Genomic DNA, 19,892 nt, shown 5'->3' on the forward strand with positions numbered 1-19,892 from the left:
ACGTCAGGCGACGTCGCGGCGGTGCTGCGTGCTGACGGCCGAACCCACACTGAGGTTTCCCCCGTGGGCGTCGCCCGCGAGAAGCCTCCGATAGACCTCGAGTAGGGACGCAGCCGACCGGGCCCATTTCAGGCCAAGTGCGTGCTCTCGCGCCGCCAGCGAGAGTTGCCGCGCCCGCTGCGGATCGGTCAGAACCTGAGCGATCGCATTGGCCCACACCAGCGGTTCACGCGACTCCAGCACCACTCCAGTCACCCCGTCCGCAACGGCTTCACGCAGGCCGCCGGATGCTGCGGCGATGACGGGCACGCCGCTCGCTGCAGCTTCGAGGGCAACGAGCCCGTAGGTTTCCGAGTGAGACGGCACGAGCACGAGCCGGGCACCTCGAAACAGGGCCGTCATATTGACCCGGGACTGTGGACCGATCAGCTCAAGCTCATCCGTAAGCCCGACCCGCCCGGCGATCGCCCGCAACTCGTCAACGTAGCCGTGGTAGTCGGCCGACGCCGCACCGGCGATCAGCAAGGTCGGACGAATGGCCGCCGGCACGGCCGCGACGGCGGCAATGGCCAGGTCGAGGCCTTTGAGGGGTTGCAGGCGGGCTGCGACGAGGACGTAGCCGCGGCCGCGGCCGCCGGCGTCTAACGCCAAATCAACAGGCAAGCTCGGCGAGAACATGCTGCTGTCGACACCGGGCGGCACAACGGCGGTACGTTGCACGGCACCACCGAGGCGCCCAGTTATCGTCGCAGCCTCGGACAAACTGATCGCGACGAGTGAATCCGATTCACGCGCCAGATACGCCTCGCCGAGCATCCGTCCCGGTGATTCGGCACGTTCCCCCGCTGAGAGCGGCGTTGACTCGTCGGCAGCGATGCTGTGGAAGCTCTGTACGTGCGGAACGCCCCACCCCCTGGCCACCGGCAAGGCGGCCATGCCGGAAAACCAGTGATGCGAGTGGACAATATCCCACGGCGGTCTCGCCGCCAGCTGGGTCGAAAACTCCTCGATCCAGTCTTCGTGGTCGCCCTTCGGCAGGGCAGTTGCCGGACCGGCGTCAAGAAACTCCAGGGTCACGCCGGGTGCAAGCTCCATTGCTGGCGGCTGAGTGGCCGCCGAACGGCGCGTCAGAATACTCACGGAATGACCGAGGGCCGCAAGAGCTTCCGCTTGATGGCGTACCACGACGTTCATACCGCCAGCGTCACCGGCACCGGGATCCGCACCCGGTGAGGTGTGCAGGCACACCAGCGCGATGCGCAGTGGTTTCGCGAGCGGCAACACGCAGGGTTCCTTTGAATCGGATCCGGCGCGGTACGCCGAATTAGAGAATCAGTTAGGAGAGCTCGATGAGGTCGAGGTAATCCTTGTTCCAGTGGTCTTCTGTACCCTCGGGCATGATCAACACGCGCTCCGGATTGAGAGCCTGCACTGCGCCCTCATCGTGGCTCACGAGCACAACAGCACCGGCGTAGTGCGCGAGTGCGTCAAGAATTTCCTCGCGGCTGGCCGGGTCGAGGTTGTTAGTCGGTTCGTCCAGGAGCAGCACGTTGGCGCCGGAGACGACGATCATGGCCAGGGCAAGACGGGTCTTCTCGCCGCCGGAGAGCACACCGGCCGGCTTGTTCGAGTCGTCGCCGGTGAACAGGAACGAGCCCAGTACCCGACGGGCTTCCATCTCGGTGATGCTGGGCGAGGAAGAAACCATGTTCTCGAGCACGCTGCGCTTGACGTCGATCGTTTCATGTTCCTGCGCGTAGTAACCGATGCGCAGGCCGTGCCCGGGTTCGATCGAGCCGGTATCGGATTCGTCGACACCGGCGAGCATGCGCAGCAGGGTGGTTTTTCCGGCCCCGTTGAGGCCGAGAATGACGACCTTCGATCCGCGGTCGATGGCGAGGTCGACGGCCGTGAAGATCTCGAGCGAACCGTAGCTCTTCGACAGGTCCTTGGCCATGAGCGGCGTACGACCGCAGGGTGCTGGCTCAGGGAACCGCAGCTTGGCGACGCGTTCGACGGCACGCACGGCATCGAGCCCGGAGAGGAGCTTCTCCGCGCGGGCCACCATCTGGTGGGCAGCTGCGGCCTTGCTGGCCTTGGCTCCGAACTTCGCGGCCTGCAACTGCAGAGTTGATGCCTTCTTCTCCGCGTTGGAGCGTTCCTTCTTACGACGGTCGGCATCCGCCGTGCGCTGGAGCAGGTAGTTTTTCCAGTTCATGTTGTAGATGTCGATCATCATGCGGTTCGCATCCAGGTAGAACACCCGGTTGACCGTCTCGCCGACGAGTTCGATGTCGTGGCTGATAATGATACAGCCGCCCTTGTAGTTCTTGACGAACTCGCGCAGCCACGCCACCGAGTCGGCGTCGAGGTGGTTGGTGGGCTCATCGAGGATCATCATCTCGGCGGCCGAAAACAGGATGCGGGCAAGTTCGATGCGACGACGCTGACCACCGGACAGCGTGCTCAGGGCCTGGTCGAGAATATGGTCGGGTAGCTTCAGGTTGCTGGCGATGGACGCGGCTTCGGCCTCGGCGGAGTAGCCGCCGAGGCCATTAAACTCATCCGTCAGGCGTCCGTACTTCTTCATGGCTGCGGCGGCGATCTTGGGATCGGGGTCGGCCATGGCCATGCTGGACTCCTGCATGCCGAGGGCGATGGTGCCGAGGCCGCGGGCATCGAGAATGCGCGTGCGGGCGAGCATGGTTGGGTCTCCGGCGCGAGGGTCCTGCGGAAGGTAGCCGATCTCTCCGGAGTGACTGATCGATCCCTTAGTCGGGTTGGTCTCCCCCGCAAGGGTCTTCGTCAGCGTCGTCTTGCCGGCGCCATTACGGCCGACGAGGCCGATCTTGTCGCCGCTCGCGACGCGGAAGTTGACGCCCTCCATGAGCACGCGGGCTCCAACGCGGATTTCGAGATCTTGCACGTTGAGCACAGCAATAGTCCATTCGAAGAGTTTGTACGGGTAAGAAGTGTGAGTGGGCCAGAGCGGTCCAACTCACTAGTATATTTGCCTTCAGGCTGTGCTTGGCACACGGGCGCCTACAGGAGGGCCGCCAGGAGCGACTTTTCCAGCCAGTTCAGGTAGGCCTCGGTCGACCAGCCGAGCGACAGAACGAGCGAGCGATAGGTCTGTGGATGGGCCAGCGCCCACATCGTCGCCGCCGCCTCGTGGTCGCTCAGTCCCCCGCGCAGGCCGCGCTTCTCGCGCAACGCTGCCGCCACCTCACCGAATCCGTGAAGCCTCGCCGCATCGCGCTTCTGCTCGAACTCCCCCACATCGGGGTCGACCACGGCCGCTTCGCTGACAATGCGCAAGATTCCCGAGGTGCGCTCGTTCACCAGTGCGCTCGACCGGGCCAAAATGCGGATGACCTCGGTTGCCGTGCGCGCCTCGGCAATGCGTTCCCGAGTCGCCCCGGACAACAGCGCCGGCGCCCCCGGTTCGGCGGCCACCCGGTCCAGCACCGCGGCGAGCAGCTCGGCCTTCGACCCCACCGAGTTGTAGATCGTCTGCACCACCACACCGGCCTCTCCCGCGATCGCCGCCACGGAAGTGCCAACATACCCGCGCTCTAGCATCAACCTTCCCGCCGCCATTACGATCTCGGCCCGTGTACTTGCCGCCTGGGCAGCCCGCCGCCGAACCGCCCCGTTCTCCCCGATATCCATGTCATTTAGCATATCATTCTACTCAGTAGAGTCTGCTGCTATTCGTTTATATCTCAGGGGCAGGCACCGCAAAAAGCCCCGGCTGCGGGTGCAGACGGGGCCTTTTGATTGAGCGGTGGGAACCTACATGGCGAAGCCGAGGGCGCGCATCATGTCGCGACCGTCGTCGGTGATCTTTTCGGGACCCCACGGCGGCATCCACACCCAGTTAATGCGGAATTGGTCGACGACCCCGTCCAGAGCCTCAGCCGTCTGCTCCTCGAGTACATCGGTCAGCGGGCAGCCGGCCGAGGTCAGGGTCATGTGGATGATAAGCGCATTGTTCTCGTCGTCCCAGCCGAGGTCGTAGATGAGCCCGAGATCGACGACATTGATGCCGAGCTCCGGGTCCATGACGTCTTTGAGCGCCTCTTCGATTTCATCGAAGCGCGCCGGACTCAGTGTTGAAACCATACGATTAGCCTACGTTCGACGGGACGAGAAAGCGATCATAGCCCTCGTCCTCGAGGCGGTCAGCGAGCTCAGGCCCACCCTGTTCGGCGATACGGCCGTTGACGAAGACATGCACGAAGTCCGGGTGGATGTAGCGCAGGATGCGTGTGTAGTGCGTGATGAGGAGCAATCCGAGGCCGGTGTTGGTCTTGGCGCGGTTGACACCCTCCGACACGATCTTAAGTGCGTCAACGTCGAGTCCCGAGTCGGTCTCGTCGAGCACGGCGAACTTGGGCTTGAGGAGTTCGAGCTGGAGAATCTCGTTGCGCTTCTTTTCACCGCCGGAGAATCCCTCGTTGACGTTGCGCTCAGCGAAAGCCTTGTCCATGCGCAGGTCAGTCATGGCCTGGCGCACATCCTTGATCCACGTGCGGATTGGCGGGGCTTCACCCTCAATGGCAGTCTTGGCGGTGCGCAGGAAGTTGGTGACGGTCACACCAGGAATCTCGACCGGGTACTGCATGGCGAGGAACAGACCCGCGCGAGCACGGGCATCCACTGTCATCTTGAGCACCTCGGCGCCGTCGAGCAGGATGGAGCCGCTCTCGACGTGATACTTGGGGTGGCCAGCAATCGTGTATGCCAGGGTGGACTTGCCCGAACCGTTCGGGCCCATGATGGCGTGGATTTCGCCTTCATTGATGGTGAGGTCGACGCCGCGCAGAATCTGCTTGGTGCCTTGGTCGGTCTCGACGCTGACGTGCAGGTCTTTGATCTCAAGAACAGACATGAATGTCTTATCCCTTTCTAAATTCTTTAAGTTGATGGGGCGGAACTGCCTTATACCGCGACGGTGACGGACGGATCGACGAAGACGAAACCGTCGATGAGTTCAACGTTGTAAACCGGGACCGGGTCGTAGGCCGGCAGAGACAGCGGCTTGCCCGTAGTGAGGGAGAACATCGAACCGTGGGCCCAGCACTCGAGAGTCTGGCCTTCCACGAATCCCTCTGACAGGGAGATGTCACCGTGCGTGCAGGTGTCACCGATGGCGAACACGTCGCCAGCGGCGTCACGCACGAGGGCGATGGCGATCCCGTCGATTTCGACCTTGACGGCCTGGTTTACTTCGAGCTCATCGAGAGCGCAGATCTTCGTTGCGGTCATGCTTACTTGTCGTCCGTTCCAATAAGTTCGGCTTCGATTGCGAGTTGCAACCGAGCTTCAAGTTCGGGGGAACCAATCTGCTGCACGACCTCGGTGAGGAATCCGCGCACGACCAGTCGCCGCGCTTCCTCTTCGGTGATGCCTCGAGCCTGAAGGTAGAACAACTGCTCGTCATCAAATCGTCCAGTGGCGCTGGCGTGACCAGCCCCCACGATGTCGCCGGTCTCAATCTCCAGGTTGGGGATGGAATCGGCACGGGTACCCTCGGTGAGCACGAGGTTGCGGTTCTGTTCGTAGCTATCGGTGCCGGCGGCCTTGTTGCCGATCAGCACATCGCCAATCCAGACCGTGCGGGCATCCTGGCCCTGCAGCGCTCCCTTGTAATTCACGCGGCTGCGGCTCTTCGGCGCGTCGTGAAAAACGTAGACCTGCTGTTCCAGGTGTTGGCCGGCATCCGCGAAGTAGAGTCCGAGGAGTAACGTGTCCGAGCCGGGCCCAGCCAGACGCACCGATGGGTTGACCCGCACAATACTGCCGCCGAGTGAGACAACGACGTGCTTGAGGCGAGCGTCACGGCCGACGGATGCGAAATGGTTGGCGAGGTGAACCGCGGAGTCGTCCCATTCCTGCAACGAGACCACGGTGAGGTTCGCGGACTCGCCGAGAATGATCTCGATGTTTTCGCTGAGTCGAGCCTCGCCCGTGTTCTGCAGGATGATCGTGGCCTGGCTGAACGGCTTGGCCTCGATGATCGTGTGGGCGCCTCTGGCGTTGATGCCGAGTGCCGACCGGGTGACCGTGATTTCCTTGGCTTCTTCACCACTGACCGTGATGGCGAGGGCGTCGTCGAACACCGACCAGGCGTTGGCAGCGGCGCGTTCTTCCGGCAGACCAGCAGTCCCGATGCGGGCATCCGTTCTGGGCACCCACGCAACGGAGATATCCGCTGACGGGGTGGACTCAACCGGGTAGCGGGAGCCGTCGAGGCCACCGGCCGTGAGGTCGGTGAATTTCGCGACGGGCGAGTGCTTCCACACGGCCTCGCGGCCGGTGACGGCCTCGAAGTCGGCCACGTTGACGCTCTTGAAGCGGTCCGAGCGGGTTTGCACCGGCACGTAGCCGAAACGTCCGTCGGAGTGTTCTTTAATTCCGTGCTGGCCGGCCGGCAGAACCGACTCGGCAGCGGGTGTGGATGGTGCGGGCACAGTTTTTGAAGCGCTCTTCGAAAGCGCTGAAGCGGCGGACATTTAGCCGACGGATCCTTCCATGCCCATTTCAATGAGCTTGTTGAGTTCGAGGGCGTACTCCATCGGGAGCTCCCGGGCGATCGGTTCGATGAATCCGCGAACGATCATGGCCATGGCCTCGTCTTCAGGCATACCGCGGCTCATCAGGTAGAACAGCTGCTCTTCGCTGACACGGGAGACGGTGGCCTCGTGGCCGAGCTGTACGTCATCGACACGGATGTCGATGGACGGGTACGTGTCAGAACGCGACTGGGTATCGACCAAGAGAGCGTCGCAACGCACGGTGTTGGCGGAGTGGTGTGCCGAGGCATCCACCCGGACTTCACCGCGGTACCCGCTGCGCCCGCCACCGCGAGCAATGGACTTGGAGACGATAGAGGACTGCGTGTACGGAGCCATGTGGATCATCTTGGCGCCGGCATCCTGGTGCTGCCCGGGGCCGGCGAAGGCCACGGAGAGGGTCTCACCCTTGGCGTGCTCGCCCATCAGGTAGATGGACGGGTACTTCATGGTGACCTTGGAACCGATGTTGCCGTCGATCCATTCCATCGTGGCGCCTTCGCCCGCTGTGGCCCGCTTGGTGACGAGGTTGTAGACGTTGTTCGACCAGTTTTGGATGGTCGTGTAGCGAACGCGAGCGTTCTTCTTCACGACGATCTCGACGACGGCGGAGTGCAGCGAGTCCGACTTGTAGATCGGGGCGGTGCAGCCCTCGATGTAGTGCACGTAGCTGCCCTCGTCGGCGATGATGAGCGTGCGCTCGAACTGGCCCATGTTCTCCGTGTTGATGCGGAAGTAGGCCTGCAGGGGGATCTCCACGTGCACGCCGGGCGGCACGTAAACGAAGGATCCGCCGGACCAGACGGCCGTGTTGAGCGCGGCAAACTTATTGTCGCCGGAGGGAATGATGGTGCCGAAGTACTCCTCGAAGAACTCCGGGTGCTCCTTGAGCGCCGTGTCGGTGTCCATGAAGATGACGCCCTGGGCTGCGAGTTCTTCATTGATCTGGTGGTAGACCACCTCGGACTCGTACTGGGCTGCGACACCGGAGACGAGGCGCTGGCGCTCAGCTTCGGGGATGCCGAGCTTCTCGTAGGTGTTCTTGATGTCGTCGGGCAGGTCTTCCCAGGTCTGGGCCTGCTTCTCCGTGGAACGCACGAAGTACTTGATGTTGTCGAAGTCGATCTCGGAGAGATCGGCGCCCCACGTAGGCATGGGCTTGCGTTCGAACAACTGCAGGGCTTTCAGCCGTCGCTGCAGCATCCAGTCAGGCTCGGATTTCAGGTTCGAGATGTCCGTGACAACCTCGGGGGAAATACCACGACGAGCGGATGCTCCGGCCTTGTCTGAATCGGCCCACCCGAATTCATAGGTGCCAATCCCCTCAAGGTCGGGACGGTCAAGCAGGACATCCGACATAATTACCTCTTCTCTACCCATCACAACCCGGATATTAGTCCGGTCATTCCCGTCCGGCCTCAGTGGAGATCACGGGGAACGGGTTGTGTGGACAGCTACGTTGCGTACCTAGAATATTCATGGGGCCTGGATTCAGCCGAGCCGGTCAGCCTGAGGAAGCGCTGTTTGGTTGCGGTTGCCAACGCGCAATCACCATGACTGCACGAATCATCTCCATGGAAATCCCAATTCTACAGGTTGATCAGCGGGATACGCGTGCTTGCCGGTCGATTCACATTTGCACAGGGCACGATCAGAAGGCACGCGATCATGAGAAAGATAGTGGGAGCAGAACCGGTGAATCCGATATACCAACGGCTACCTAGCGTTATCGACGGTCGAATCCGGGTGATCGCCTGGCTATCACTCGTGACGGAACTTTTGATTGTCGGCACCGGTGGCGCCGTTCGCCTCACCGGCTCGGGACTCGGCTGCCCGACCTGGCCGACCTGCGTGGCCGGATCGCTCGTACCGACGCCGGCGATGGGCCTTCACGGCGTTATTGAATTCGCGAACCGTACGATGACCGGAGTAGTCGGGATTATTGCGATCGCGACCGTCGTTCTCCTTTGGCGCTTGCGTACGGAACGCAAAGATCTGTTCACCATCGCTATAATTCTCGCCGCGGGTGTTCTCGCTCAGGCGCTCGTTGGAGGGGTCACGGTGCTCACCGGACTCAACCCGGTCATCGTCGGTTTCCACTTCACCGTGTCGCTCCTCATGGTCTGCATCGCCACGGTGCTTGTCCATCGGGTCTACCTTGCTCCGGGGCCACGCGTCCTCATCGTGCCTGGTGGCTTCGCCGGGCTGGCGCACGCTACGAGTTTCGCTGTCGCACTGACCGTGATGATGGGTGTGCTGACAACCGCCTCCGGGCCGCATTCCGGTGATGCCGCTGTGCGGCGCACGGGATTCAACGCTGAGCTGCTCGAGCACCTGCATGCCTGGCCGGGCTACGCGACGTTGGTCTTGACGATCGTGCTGCTGGTGGCATCCGTTGGCGGCAAGCTGCCGGTTCGTAGGTTCGTCGTCACCCTGCTGGTGATCGAGCTCGTGCAAATTTTGGTCGGTCTGCTGCAGGCCAACCTGGGACTACCGCCAGTACTGGTCGGCCTGCACATGGTGCTGGCCTGCGTACTCGCCGCAGCGATGACCGCACTCGTGCTGAACCTTAAAGCCCCGACCGAAATCACGCCAGATGCAACGAAATTCACCAGCACGAACGAGGTCAGTAGCAGCCGCGGATAACCTGCGATCGTCCCCCGAGCGCCGCAACTCAGATGGGGCCACGAGCCGATGCCGGGCCGGTATAGACCACCGCTGATGAATTGCCGCGTGGCCCTCCCCCGGCGGTAGCCGCCGGTGTACTCTCCAGACATGCATCTCGCACCGGGAGCCAAGTCGAAACCGCCAGACGACGGCGCGCGCCTCGCCCTGTTCGGTCCGCCGGTCTTCGGTTTCGTGACTCAACCACGCCTTCAGGAACGCGGCTGGAGCTGGTACGGCAACCACGGACACACGCTGGAAGCGCAGGCGCACTACTGGCTGGCCGACCCGACTGGCAATTTCTGGTTCGAGGATTCCCCAGCCGGTCCGGTCGGCATCGCCGAACTGCGCGGATTCGTCTTCACGGACGTACCCGGCTCCACTAATCGCGGGGGCGACCCGATCAGGGATGCCCTGAATCAACACCTGCAATACATAGTAATGAACTACGCCAAGAACCCCTATGACTTCGGGTCGCAATTGTGGGCCGATCGGCACACTCAACAGCAGTCCGAAATTGAACTCGCTCTTGCCCACCGGTCGAACCTGATCGTCGACGACACCGCCCTGCCAGCCATCACGGTAACGGCCTCGGACTTCACTGCCACGGGCATGGCCCTGGCTGGACGAATAGTGACGGTCGTCATCCATTCGGCTGACGTTGCCAAGATCGACTACCGGTTATCCCGTCGGGTCTAACCTCGACCGAGGCAGCACGACGCGCTAAAACGGTAGCAGCGGATCCACTCCCACGGCCACGAACAGCAGCGTCAGGTAGGCAATCGAGCCATGGAAGACGCGCATCGGGGACACGTGCTCGTGCCGAATCGCAAGGCTGTACAGCCGGTGCGTTTCGTAGATAAACCAGCCCCCTGTGACAAGAGCGATACAGGTGTAGAGCACGCCCATGTCGGCGATCGGAATTAGCAGCAACGAGCAGGCGACGGTGGCCCACGCATACAGAATGACCTGGAGGCCCACCTGAGCTCGTCCACGCACGACAGCGAGCATTGGAACGCCAGCGGCCAGGTAGTCGCTGCGGTATTTCATTGACAGCGGCCAATAATGCGGCGGTGTCCACAGGAAGATGATCATAAACAGAATAACCGGCGGCCAGGACAGCTCGCCGGTCACAGCCGCCCAACCAATGAGGACGGGCATACAACCAGCCACACCGCCCCACACGATGTTCTGCGGCGTACGACGCTTGAGAATGATCGTGTAAAAAACGACGTAGAGCAGAATCGCGCCGAACGACAGCGCGGCCGCCAGCCAGTTGGTCAGCAGGCCCAGCCATAAAATGGATGCCGCGCCCAAGGCCCACGCAAAGATCAAGGCTTCCCGGTCGCTGAGTTCTCCGGTGACGAGCGGACGATTTTTAGTTCTCTTCATGAGACGGTCGATGTCACGGTCGAGGTAACAATTGAAAGCACCGGCGGATCCGGCACTGAGCGACCCGCCCACGAGTGTCGCCAGGATCAGCCACAGGCTTGGGATTCCCCGCTCGGCCAGAAGCATCGTGGGCGCGGTGACCACCAGGAGCAACTCGACAACTCGCGGTTTAGTCAGAGAGACATAAGCCTTGAGGGTGCGCTTCAGCGTACGCGGAGTTCTCTCGATGGTCTGAAGTGCGACGTCCATAAATCCTCGAATGCTAGGCAGTTCCTCTAATTCTAGGTCACCCGGTGGCCCGTCACTGCAAATGACAGGTCTCGTCATACCGAGCGTTCGGCACATTCATTGCGTATACTTAATGCGCTCCCCACAGTGAATCAGTAGTTCGGTGAGCCCCCGGGTGGGAGATGGCTGCGTAAGGCAGGCCAACTCGCTGGGGGTGATATTTCGCTTGCAGTCCCGCGTTAGAAAATGCGCGGGTCGGCGGTGCGAGACGGTTGCCGGCACTTGCACAACTATCAAAGGATGGGTTGAGCTCAACCCGCCTTCGCTTCAATGAAGGGTTACGTGACGTGGCAGCTTTCCAATGGAATTCCGTTGACGATCAGGCGGTTGCTACCGCACGCATTCTGGCGGCCGATGCCGTTGAGAAGGTTGGGAATGGGCATCCGGGTACGGCGATGAGCCTCGCTCCGGCCGCGTACCTTCTGTTTCAAAAAGTCATGCGCCGCGATCCGTCCGACAACGAGTGGATCGGTCGCGACCGATTCATTCTCTCCGTCGGCCATAGCTCCCTGACGCAGTACGTACAGCTTTACCTCGGCGGCTACGGCCTCGAGCTCGAAGACCTCAAGGCCCTCCGCACCTGGGGATCGAAGACCCCCGGCCACCCGGAATACGGCCACACCGACGGCGTCGAGATCACCACCGGCCCGCTCGGCCAGGGACTTGCCTCCGCCGTCGGCTTCGCCTACGCGTCCCGCTTCGAGCGTGGCCTGTTCGACCCGGACGCCGCCACCGGCGCCAGCCCCTTCGATCACTTCGTGTACGTCATCGCCGGCGACGGCGACCTGCAGGAAGGCCTGACGAGCGAGGCATCCTCTCTCGCCGGCCACCAGCAGCTCGGCAACCTGATCGCAATTTACGACAGCAACCAGATCTCGATCGAGGACGACACCAATATCGCCTTCACCGAGGACGTCGCCGCGCGCTATGCCGCCTATGACTGGCACGTGCAGACCGTGGACTGGAAGAAGACCGGCTCATACGTCGAAGACGTCGCCGAATTGAATGCGGCCATCGAGGCTGCCCAGAACGAAACCGGCAAGCCCAGCCTGATCATTTTGAAGACGATCATCGGATGGCCAAGCCCGAAGAAGCAGAACACGGGCAAGATCCACGGCTCCGCCCTCGGCGCCGAGGAACTCGCCGGCGTCAAGACCGTTCTCGGCTTCGATCCGGAGAAGACCTTCGATGTCGCCCCCGAAGTCATCGCTCACACCCGGCTGGCCCGGCAACGCGGTGCGACCCAGCACGCGCAGTGGACTGTGCAGTTCGATGCCTGGGCCGCTGCTAATCCCGAGCGCAAGGTTCTGCTCGACCGGGTGCTTTCCGGCGACCTGCCCGACGGCGTGGACGAGGCCCTCCCCGTCTTCCCCGGCGGCACCGCGGTCTCGACCCGTGCAGCCTCCGGCAAGGTGCTCACCGCCCTCGGCGGCGTCATCCCTGAACTCTGGGGCGGCTCGGCCGACCTCGCCGAATCAAACAACACCACCATCGGCGGCGCAGCCTCGTTCATTCCGAGCGAGCACTCCACCGGCGAATGGACCGGCAACTCGTACGGCCGGGTGCTGCACTTCGGCATTCGCGAACACGCCATGGCCGCTATTCTCAATGGAATCGTGCTGCACGGCAACACGCGGCCGTTCGGCGGCACGTTCCTCATCTTCAGCGACTACATGCGCCCCGCCGTGCGCCTCGCGGCACTCATGAAGGCGCCGTCGATCTTCGTCTGGACCCACGATTCCGTCGCACTCGGCGAAGACGGCCCCACCCACCAGCCGATCGAACAGCTCGCCACCCTGCGTGCCATCCCCGGTCTCGACGTGGTACGTCCCGGCGATGCCAACGAAACCGCGTGGGCCTGGAAGACCATTTTGGAACGTCGCAACGGTCCGGCCGGCATCGCCCTCACCCGCCAGAACATTCCGGTGTACGAGCGCGGCGAAGGCGCAGCATCCGCTGAGATCTTCGCCTCGGCGAAGAATGTCGCCCGCGGCGCCTACGTGCTGGCCGAAGCGGCCGGGGGAACCCCGGACGTCATTCTGATCGGAACCGGGTCCGAGGTACAGCTCGCCGTTGACGCCCGCGCCCAGCTGGCCCTCGAAGGCATCAATGCCCGCGTGGTCAGTGCCCCCTGCCTGGAATGGTTCGAGGAGCAGAGCAGCGAGTATCGCGAATCGGTGCTGCCCGCAGCCATCACTGCCAGGGTGTCGGTCGAGGCCGGCCTCGCGCTGACCTGGCGCGGCTACGTCGGCGATGCGGGCCGCAGCATCTCGATCGAACATTTCGGGGCATCCGCTGACTACCAGACGCTGTTCCGCGAATTCGGCATCACCACCGAAGCCGTGGTTGCCGCTGCCAAGGAATCAATTAGCGCAGCTTGATGTTGGCACCCAGTACGGGGTCAGCACCGCACTTGATCAACCTCTCCACACACCGCACGACCCAGCTGCCTGACGGCAGCACGACCAGGAGATTTCAACAATGACAAATTCGACACCCCTCGCCCAGCTGTCCGCAGCCGGCGTCAGTATCTGGCTCGACGACCTCTCCCGCGAACGCATCAACTCCGGCGGGCTCCAGGACCTGATCAAGAACAGCAACGTCGTCGGCGTCACGACCAACCCGACGATCTTCGCTGGCGCCCTGGCCAAGGGCGAGGCGTATTCCGAGCAGGTCGCGACGCTGGCCGCCGCCGGCATGAACGTGACCGACGCTGTCTTCGCCATCACCACCGACGACGTCGCCGCTGCCTGCGATATCTTTCGCCCGGTCTACGACTCGACCAAAGGCCAGGATGGACGCGTCTCGATCGAGGTTGAGCCGAGCCTCGCCCGCGACGCAGCCGGCACGGTCGTCGAAGCCCAGAAGCTGTGGGCCAAGGTCAACCGCCCCAACGCAATGATCAAGATTCCTGCGACGGTCGAAGGTCTCGAAGCCATCACGGCGACGATCGCCCTCGGCATCAGCGTCAACGTGACACTGATCTTCAGCCTCGAGCGTCACCGCCAGGTCATTAACGCCTACCTGGCCGGCCTCGAGCAGGCCAAGGCTGCCGGCATCGATCTTTCTACTATTCACTCCGTCGCCTCGTTCTTCGTCTCGCGCGTGGACTCCGAGATCAACGCTCGCCTTGAAGCGATCGGCACCCCCGAGGCCCTCGCGCTGAAGAGCAAAGCCGGCGTCGCCAATGCCCAGCTTGCCTACCAGGTTTACGAGCAGGCGTTCAGCAGTGAGCGCGCCCTCGGCCTGATCAACGCCGGAGCCACCAAACAACGTCCCCTCTGGGCGTCGACCGGCGTCAAGGATGCCAGCCTTCCCGACACCCTGTACGTCACCGAACTCGTCGCCCCCGAAGTCGTCAACACGATGCCGGAGAAGACCATGCAGGCCACGGCCGACCACGGAGTCATTCCGGCCGACTCGGTTACCGGCTCGTACGCCGCCGCAAACGCGGCACTCGATGCGCTGGCCGCGCAGGGTGTCTCATACGATGACGTCACCCGCCTGCTCGAGGAGGAAGGCCTGTCGAAGTTCGAGGTGTCGTGGAACGAACTGCTCGACACCGTACAGACGGCCCTCACGGCCGCCTCAACTCCCTCGGTCGCGTAATGAGCTTTCGAATCTCGGTGAGCGGTGCCGCAGCCGATGCTGTGCGCGCGACCGTACCGACCCTGATCACAGACTTGGTCGCGTCCGGTATCACTGCCCAGGACCCCGCACTGTGGGGCCAGGCAGTCGAAGCTGAGGCCGCGCTGCGTCTCGGCTGGACGGAATCTGTCACCGTATCCCGCCCGCTCGTGGCCGAGATCGTTGAGCTGCGGGCTGCCCTCCAGGCCCGCGGTGTGACCCAGATCGCCCTCGCCGGAATGGGCGGATCATCGCTCGCTCCCGAGGTCATCACCCGCACCGCCGGAGTGGACCTCACTGTGCTCGACGCGACCGACCCTGGCCAAGTATTGTCCGCATTGAACGACAACCTGGCCGGAACGGCGCTCGTCGTCTCGTCCAAGAGTGGCTCAACGGTTGAAACCGACAGCCAACGCCGCGTGTTCGAACGCGCGTACCGGGACATCGGAATCGACCCGGCCGAACGCATTATCGTCGTGACCGACCCGGGGTCGCCGCTCGAGGCATCCGCTCGGGAAGCTGGCTACCGCGTGTTCAACGCCGACCCCACGGTCGGCGGACGCTACTCGGCGCTGACCGCGTTCGGTCTCGTGCCGTCGGGACTGGCCGGTGTTGACATTGGTGCGCTCCTCGACGAGGCCGAATCCATCTCGCCGGCATTGGCCGTTGACTCCCCCGAGAATCCGGGCCTCGTGCTCGGAGCGGCCATCGCCGCTGCCAGCCCTCGTCGGGACAAGCTCGCCATCGTCTCGGACGGCACTCACATTGTGGGCTTCGCCGACTGGGTCGAACAACTGATCGCCGAATCAACCGGCAAGCTCGGCACCGGCATTCTGCCGGTCGTTCTCGAGCTTGATGCTCCCGAGCTGACCGAGGCGCTGCCGGACCTGCAACTCGTTCGGGTTGTGGCCGACGCCGGCACCGAGCTCTTCGCTGAAACCGGCGACGAGATTCGCGTCAGCGGAACCCTCGGAGCGCAGTTTCTGGTCTGGGAATACGCGACCGTCGTCGCCGGCCGTTTACTCGGTATCAACCCGTTCGACCAACCGGATGTGGAGTCCGCCAAGATCGCTACACGCGGGTTGCTCGATGCCCGCCCCGCGCCGGAGCCGGCCGCCTTCATCGCGGACGGTATCGAAGTGCGTGGCACTCCGCACGTTATCGGTGCGGCGAGCGACCTCGCCTCGGCAATCGACGCGCTGCTCGAAGAACTCGGCCCCGACGGATATGTTGCTGTTCAGGCCTACGTAGACCGGCTGGCCCTGCCGGAACTGGCCGAAATTCGCAACAAACTTGCCGTACTCGCGAAGCGTCCGGTCACGTTCGGCTGGGGACCGCGTTTTCTCCACTCAACCGGGCAGTTCCACAAGGGCGGACCGGCAACGGCCGTGTACCTGCAAATTCTGGCCACGCCGGCGGAGGACCTCGAGATTCCGGAGCGTCCCTTCACCTTCGGTGAGCTCATTCAGGCGCAGGCCAGCGGTGACGCGAGCGTGCTCGCCGAGCACGGGCGCCCGGTGTTGACGTTGACCCTGACGCAACCCAAGCAGAATATCTCCACACTATTCCGGGCTTTGGCCTAGGAAAACCAACAAACCGAACGCCTGATTGGTTCTTCGCGAGCAGCGCTCGACGAGGAATCAATCAGGCGAACCGACTATTCTCTCTGCAGCACCCCGTAGTCTGCATTCTCAACTATCCTGCACTGAACCGTAAAAGGAGCTGCATGTCCCCGGTGGAAATTACCCCGGAGTTTAATCCGCTCAGGTCACCATCCGACTATCGTCTGAACCGTATCGCCGGGCCGTCCAGCCTCGTGATCTTCGGCGTCACCGGTGACCTCGCGCGCAAGAAACTCATGCCCGCGGTCTATGACCTCGCCAATCGCGGCTTACTGCCACCTGGATTCGCCCTCGTCGGGTTTGCCCGCCGAGACTGGGACAACGAAGACTTCATGGAAGTCGTCCATGATGCTGTCAAGGAACATGCCCGCACAGAGTTCAACGAGGATGTTTGGGCGCAGCTGGCCGAAGGCATCCGTTTCGTTTCTGGCACTTTTGACGATGACGAGGCATTTACGCGTCTCAGCCAGACCATTGACGAGTTGGACCGTGAGCGCGGCACGATGGGCAATCACGCGTTCTATCTAGCCATTCCGCCCAAGGCTTTTCCACAGGTGACAGAGCAGCTGCGCCGCTCCGGTCTGGCCGAGCAAAAGAACGGGCAGTGGCGACGTGTCGTCATCGAGAAGCCGTTCGGTAGTGACCTGACCACGGCACGGCAGCTCAACGATGTTGTCGAGTCCGTTTTCCCTCCGGACTCCGTCTTTCGGATCGACCACTACCTCGGCAAGGAGACGGTGCAAAATATTCTTGCGCTGCGCTTCGCGAACGAGATGTTCGAGCCGCTGTGGAACGCCAACCACGTAGAACATGTTCAGATCACCATGGCTGAAGACATCGGCGTGGGAGGTCGGGCCGGCTATTACGACGGTATCGGCGCTGCCCGCGACGTTATCCAGAACCACCTGCTGCAGCTTCTCGCGCTCACGGCCATGGAAGAACCGATCTCCTTCGACGCCGCCGACCTGCGCGCCGAAAAAGAAAAGGTGTTGGCCTCTGTTCGACTCCCCGCCGACCTCGGCCTCGGCACCGCCCGCGGGCAGTATGCCGGTGGCTGGCAGGGCGGAGAGAAGGTCGTCGGTTTCTTGGAGGAAGACGGCATGAACCCGGATTCCGTCACCGAAACCTACGCCGCAATGCGGTTGACAATCGACACCCGACGCTGGGCCGGCGTTCCGTTCTATCTGCGCGCCGGCAAGCGCCTGGGACGTCGCGTGACGGAAATTGCCGTGGTCTTCAAACGTGCACCGCAATACCTGTTCGCACCCGGCCAGACTGCCGAACTCGGCCACAACGCCCTGGTCATTCGAGTGCAGCCCGACGAGGGCGTCACCATCCGTTTTGGCTCGAAGGTTCCCGGTGTCGTCATGCAGGTTCGCGACGTGACCATGGACTTCGGTTACGGGCACGCCTTCACCGAGGCGAGCCCGGAAGCGTACGAGAGGCTCATCCTCGACGTGCTGCTTGGCGACCCGCCGCTGTTCCCCCGGCACGAGGAGGTCGAATTGTCCTGGAAAATTCTCGATCCGATCGAAGAATACTGGGCTACGCAAGGACAGCCAGAGCCCTATCGCCCCGGAACCTGGGGACCCACATCCGCTGACAATCTGCTGGCCCGCGATGGCCGAACCTGGAGGCGACCATGATCGTCGATCTGCCTAACACCACGACCGCAAAAATCTCGAAGGCGCTCGTGCGTATTCGCGAGGAGGGCGGCGCCGTCGCCCTCGGGCGAGTGCTGACTCTCATCATCGCGTCAAATCTCGGACACGAGGAAGAGGCCATCGAAGCGGCCAACGATGCGTCGAGGGAACACCCGATGCGCGTCATCGTCGTGTCAACGCAGGAACACGATACGACTAGTGCCAAGGCGCGGGTTGACGCGGAAATTCGTGTCGGAGGCGACGCCGGTGCGAGCGAGGTCATCGTTCTGCGCGTCTACGGCGAGGCAGCCACCGACCCGGAGAGCCTGGTTACCGGTCTGCTGCTGTCGGATGCCCCTGTTGTCGCCTGGTGGCCGGGAACGGCTCCCGCCGTTCCCGGTGACTCCCCTCTCGGCCGGATCGCCTATCGGCGCATTACGGATGCCTCAGCCCAGTCAGACCCACAGGCGGCGTTACGCCAACTCTGCGGCAGCTATCGTCCAGGCGACACCGACTTCGCCTGGACTCGGCTGACGCTCTGGCGTGCCCAACTCGCCGCGGTTCTGGATCAGCCGCCCTACGAGCCCATCATCGGTATTCAGGTCATTGGCGCCGCGGCGTCCCCCTCAACGACGTTGCTCGCCGCGTGGCTCCAGATGCAGCTGCAGGTGCCCGTGGAGTGCAAGCTGACAACCGGGCCCCTGGCCAATGGTGTGCACGGCGTGCACCTGACGCGCGCGTCGGGAACGATTTCACTCGAACGCGAGATTCCTGATATTGCCACACTTAACCAGCCTGGGCAGCCGCTGCAGGACCTGACGCTCAAGCGGCGCAGCCTGCGGGACTGTCTGGCCGACGAGCTGCGCCGGCTCGATCCCGATGAGCTGTATGGTGAGGTCATCACCCGCGGGTTACCGCAGCTCAATAAAGTGGTGAGCCAGGAGACCGGAGCTTAACAGTGACAAATGACCGACGTGTGCTGCTGCACCAAAACAAGCACGCCCTGGCCGGGTCGGTCGCTGCACGGTTTCTGACCAATATGGTTGACGTTCTGCACGAGCAGGACGAAGCGAATGTCGTGCTCACCGGCGGTTCCGTCGGCATCGCCGTTCTGGCTGCCATTAACGAATCGGCAGCGCGCGACACGATCGACTGGTCCCGGGTGAATTTCTGGTGGGGCGACGATCGTTGGCTGCCGCGCGCCGACCCGGAACGTAATGAGTTGCAAGCCCGCGAGGCGCTCTTAGACCACATTTCGGTGCCACCGGAGAATATTCACGCCTTCGGGGCGTCAGATGATACGGTCGAAGCCGGAACGGATGCGCTCGACGCTGCGGCCGCACGGTACGCGGCGGAGTTACTGGCTCGTGCTCCTGCCGGAGCCCAGTACCCCCGAATCGACGTAACTTTTCTCGGAGTCGGCCCGGACGGGCACATTGCATCGTTGTTCCCACACCGATCGGGTATCCGCGAGCGTGAAGCCAGTGTCATCGCCGTGCGTGATTCCCCCAAGCCGCCGGCCGCCCGATTGTCGTTGACCCGACCCGTGATCAACTCTTCGGATCGCGTCTGGCTGGTGCTGGCGGGATCGGACAAGGCATCGGCGCTCGGACTGGCCCTCGCCGGAGCCAGCCGTGACGAGGTACCCGCCGCAGGAATCAAAGGCCGTTACCGCACCGTGTTCTTCGTTGACAACGACGCAGCAGCTCAGGTGCCCGAAAGCCTCATCGCCCCGGGCTATTAGTTTCTCGCGACCGCGTTACCCGTCACCACCCATCAGCGCGGTCGGGCATAAAAAACACCGGTTCTCGATCAATTGAGAACCGGTGTTTTGCGCTCTCGCGTCAGTTTGTCGGCGACAACTTACCGCGACGAACGCGCAGCTGATTGAGGGCCTCCTCGAGAAGCGACTCTGCTTCTTCTTCGGTACGGCGTTCCTTCACGTAGGCGAGGTGCGTCTTGTACGGCTCGAGCTTGACGACCGAAGGAGGATTCTCCTTGTCGCGCCCGGCCGGCAGCCCCGACGACGGGCAGTCGATGGTTACGGGAATTTCTTCGTCTGGCAAGCTCGCCGCAAA

At 62.8% G+C, this 19,892-nt stretch carries 18 protein-coding genes; 8 read left to right on the forward strand and 10 right to left on the reverse strand.

What is annotated here, in order from left to right:
- Positions 1 to 3: 3 nt before the first annotated feature.
- The 8 genes from E3T39_RS13750 to sufB form a co-directional block, all read right to left on the reverse strand.
- Positions 4 to 1,284, reverse strand: coding sequence for a glycosyltransferase (locus E3T39_RS13750; RefSeq protein ID WP_241979713.1), 1,281 nt, complete (start codon positions 1,282 to 1,284; stop codon positions 4 to 6).
- A gap of 52 nt (positions 1,285 to 1,336) precedes the next feature.
- The gene (locus E3T39_RS13755) at positions 1,337 to 2,935 is read right to left on the reverse strand and encodes an ABC-F family ATP-binding cassette domain-containing protein (protein WP_134516250.1); all 1,599 of its coding nucleotides are present in this window, start codon (positions 2,933 to 2,935) and stop codon (positions 1,337 to 1,339) included.
- A 107-nt stretch (positions 2,936 to 3,042) separates the two neighbouring features.
- Positions 3,043 to 3,684, reverse strand: coding sequence for a TetR/AcrR family transcriptional regulator (locus tag E3T39_RS13760; protein WP_338145283.1), 642 nt, complete (start codon positions 3,682 to 3,684; stop codon positions 3,043 to 3,045).
- Between the two features lie 111 nt (positions 3,685 to 3,795).
- Positions 3,796 to 4,125 (reverse strand): metal-sulfur cluster assembly factor, encoded by a 330-nt coding sequence (locus E3T39_RS13765; protein ID WP_104129099.1) that lies wholly within the window; start codon positions 4,123 to 4,125, stop codon positions 3,796 to 3,798.
- Between the two features lie 4 nt (positions 4,126 to 4,129).
- Positions 4,130 to 4,894, reverse strand: a complete 765-nt coding sequence (sufC, locus tag E3T39_RS13770) for a Fe-S cluster assembly ATPase SufC (RefSeq protein ID WP_134516254.1) — start codon at positions 4,892 to 4,894, stop codon at positions 4,130 to 4,132.
- A gap of 50 nt (positions 4,895 to 4,944) precedes the next feature.
- A complete protein-coding gene (locus E3T39_RS13775; protein ID WP_134516256.1) occupies positions 4,945 to 5,271 on the reverse strand; it encodes a non-heme iron oxygenase ferredoxin subunit in 327 nt (108 codons plus the stop codon).
- Between the two features lie 2 nt (positions 5,272 to 5,273).
- Complete coding sequence (sufD, locus tag E3T39_RS13780) at positions 5,274 to 6,518, reverse strand: Fe-S cluster assembly protein SufD (protein ID WP_134516258.1); 1,245 nt, start codon at positions 6,516 to 6,518, stop codon at positions 5,274 to 5,276.
- On the reverse strand, positions 6,519 to 7,937 hold the full coding sequence (sufB, locus tag E3T39_RS13785) for a Fe-S cluster assembly protein SufB (RefSeq protein ID WP_104129095.1): 1,419 nt from the start codon (positions 7,935 to 7,937) through the stop codon (positions 6,519 to 6,521).
- Between the two features lie 309 nt (positions 7,938 to 8,246).
- Here sufB and E3T39_RS13790 point away from each other — a divergent pair, with 309 nt between their 5' ends.
- Both E3T39_RS13790 and E3T39_RS13795 read left to right on the forward strand, forming a co-directional pair.
- Positions 8,247 to 9,224, forward strand: coding sequence for a COX15/CtaA family protein (locus E3T39_RS13790; protein WP_134516260.1), 978 nt, complete (start codon positions 8,247 to 8,249; stop codon positions 9,222 to 9,224).
- Between the two features lie 129 nt (positions 9,225 to 9,353).
- Entirely contained in the window at positions 9,354 to 9,941 is a 588-nt protein-coding gene (locus E3T39_RS13795; RefSeq protein WP_134516262.1) for a hypothetical protein, read from the forward strand.
- Positions 9,942 to 9,965: 24 nt separating this feature from the next.
- Here E3T39_RS13795 and E3T39_RS13800 read toward each other — a convergent pair whose 3' ends face one another.
- A complete protein-coding gene (locus E3T39_RS13800; protein ID WP_104192734.1) occupies positions 9,966 to 10,883 on the reverse strand; it encodes a heme o synthase in 918 nt (305 codons plus the stop codon).
- A 326-nt stretch (positions 10,884 to 11,209) separates the two neighbouring features.
- Between E3T39_RS13800 and tkt the strand changes: the two genes are divergently transcribed.
- From tkt to pgl, 6 genes are all read left to right on the forward strand, one after another.
- Positions 11,210 to 13,303 carry a transketolase gene (tkt, locus tag E3T39_RS13805; RefSeq protein WP_134516264.1) on the forward strand — a complete coding sequence of 698 codons (2,094 nt, stop codon included), beginning with the start codon at positions 11,210 to 11,212 and terminating at the stop codon, positions 13,301 to 13,303.
- 100 nt (positions 13,304 to 13,403) lie between these two features.
- Positions 13,404 to 14,531 (forward strand): transaldolase, encoded by a 1,128-nt coding sequence (gene tal / locus E3T39_RS13810; RefSeq protein WP_134516266.1) that lies wholly within the window; start codon positions 13,404 to 13,406, stop codon positions 14,529 to 14,531.
- Positions 14,531 to 16,132: a glucose-6-phosphate isomerase gene (locus tag E3T39_RS13815; protein WP_134516268.1), complete on the forward strand. Its 1,602-nt coding sequence runs from the start codon at positions 14,531 to 14,533 to the stop codon at positions 16,130 to 16,132. The genes tal and E3T39_RS13815 overlap by 1 nt, the downstream gene beginning before the upstream one ends.
- A 143-nt stretch (positions 16,133 to 16,275) precedes the next feature.
- Positions 16,276 to 17,817, forward strand: a complete 1,542-nt coding sequence (gene zwf, locus E3T39_RS13820; RefSeq protein WP_134516270.1) for a glucose-6-phosphate dehydrogenase — start codon at positions 16,276 to 16,278, stop codon at positions 17,815 to 17,817.
- On the forward strand, positions 17,814 to 18,770 hold the full coding sequence (locus E3T39_RS13825; protein ID WP_134516272.1) for a glucose-6-phosphate dehydrogenase assembly protein OpcA: 957 nt from the start codon (positions 17,814 to 17,816) through the stop codon (positions 18,768 to 18,770). Before zwf ends, E3T39_RS13825 begins: the two co-directional genes overlap by 4 nt.
- A gap of 2 nt (positions 18,771 to 18,772) precedes the next feature.
- Positions 18,773 to 19,558 carry a 6-phosphogluconolactonase gene (gene pgl, locus E3T39_RS13830; RefSeq protein ID WP_134516274.1) on the forward strand — a complete coding sequence of 262 codons (786 nt, stop codon included), beginning with the start codon at positions 18,773 to 18,775 and terminating at the stop codon, positions 19,556 to 19,558.
- A 100-nt stretch (positions 19,559 to 19,658) separates the two neighbouring features.
- On the opposite strand, the gene E3T39_RS13835 is transcribed toward pgl, so the two are convergent.
- A partial coding sequence (locus E3T39_RS13835; protein WP_174845133.1) for an RNA polymerase-binding protein RbpA occupies positions 19,659 to 19,892 on the reverse strand: 234 nt, incomplete at its 5' end.

This window comes from Cryobacterium suzukii, assembly GCF_004403185.1.
GTDB lineage: Bacteria > Actinomycetota > Actinomycetes > Actinomycetales > Microbacteriaceae > Cryobacterium > Cryobacterium suzukii.

Coding starts and splice junctions, on each gene's coding strand:
- E3T39_RS13790 (WP_134516260.1), top strand. CDS start 8,247: ATGAGAAAGATAGTGGGAGCAGAACCGGTGAATCCGATATACCAACGG.
- sufB (WP_104129095.1), bottom strand. CDS start 7,937: ATGTCGGATGTCCTGCTTGACCGTCCCGACCTTGAGGGGATTGGCACC.
- E3T39_RS13825 (WP_134516272.1), top strand. CDS start 17,814: ATGATCGTCGATCTGCCTAACACCACGACCGCAAAAATCTCGAAGGCG.
- E3T39_RS13775 (WP_134516256.1), bottom strand. CDS start 5,271: ATGACCGCAACGAAGATCTGCGCTCTCGATGAGCTCGAAGTAAACCAG.
- E3T39_RS13800 (WP_104192734.1), bottom strand. CDS start 10,883: ATGGACGTCGCACTTCAGACCATCGAGAGAACTCCGCGTACGCTGAAG.
- E3T39_RS13760 (WP_338145283.1), bottom strand. CDS start 3,684: ATGCTAAATGACATGGATATCGGGGAGAACGGGGCGGTTCGGCGGCGG.
- E3T39_RS13765 (WP_104129099.1), bottom strand. CDS start 4,125: ATGGTTTCAACACTGAGTCCGGCGCGCTTCGATGAAATCGAAGAGGCG.
- tal (WP_134516266.1), top strand. CDS start 13,404: ATGACAAATTCGACACCCCTCGCCCAGCTGTCCGCAGCCGGCGTCAGT.
- E3T39_RS13795 (WP_134516262.1), top strand. CDS start 9,354: ATGCATCTCGCACCGGGAGCCAAGTCGAAACCGCCAGACGACGGCGCG.
- sufD (WP_134516258.1), bottom strand. CDS start 6,518: ATGTCCGCCGCTTCAGCGCTTTCGAAGAGCGCTTCAAAAACTGTGCCC.
- sufC (WP_134516254.1), bottom strand. CDS start 4,894: ATGTCTGTTCTTGAGATCAAAGACCTGCACGTCAGCGTCGAGACCGAC.
- zwf (WP_134516270.1), top strand. CDS start 16,276: ATGTCCCCGGTGGAAATTACCCCGGAGTTTAATCCGCTCAGGTCACCA.
- E3T39_RS13815 (WP_134516268.1), top strand. CDS start 14,531: ATGAGCTTTCGAATCTCGGTGAGCGGTGCCGCAGCCGATGCTGTGCGC.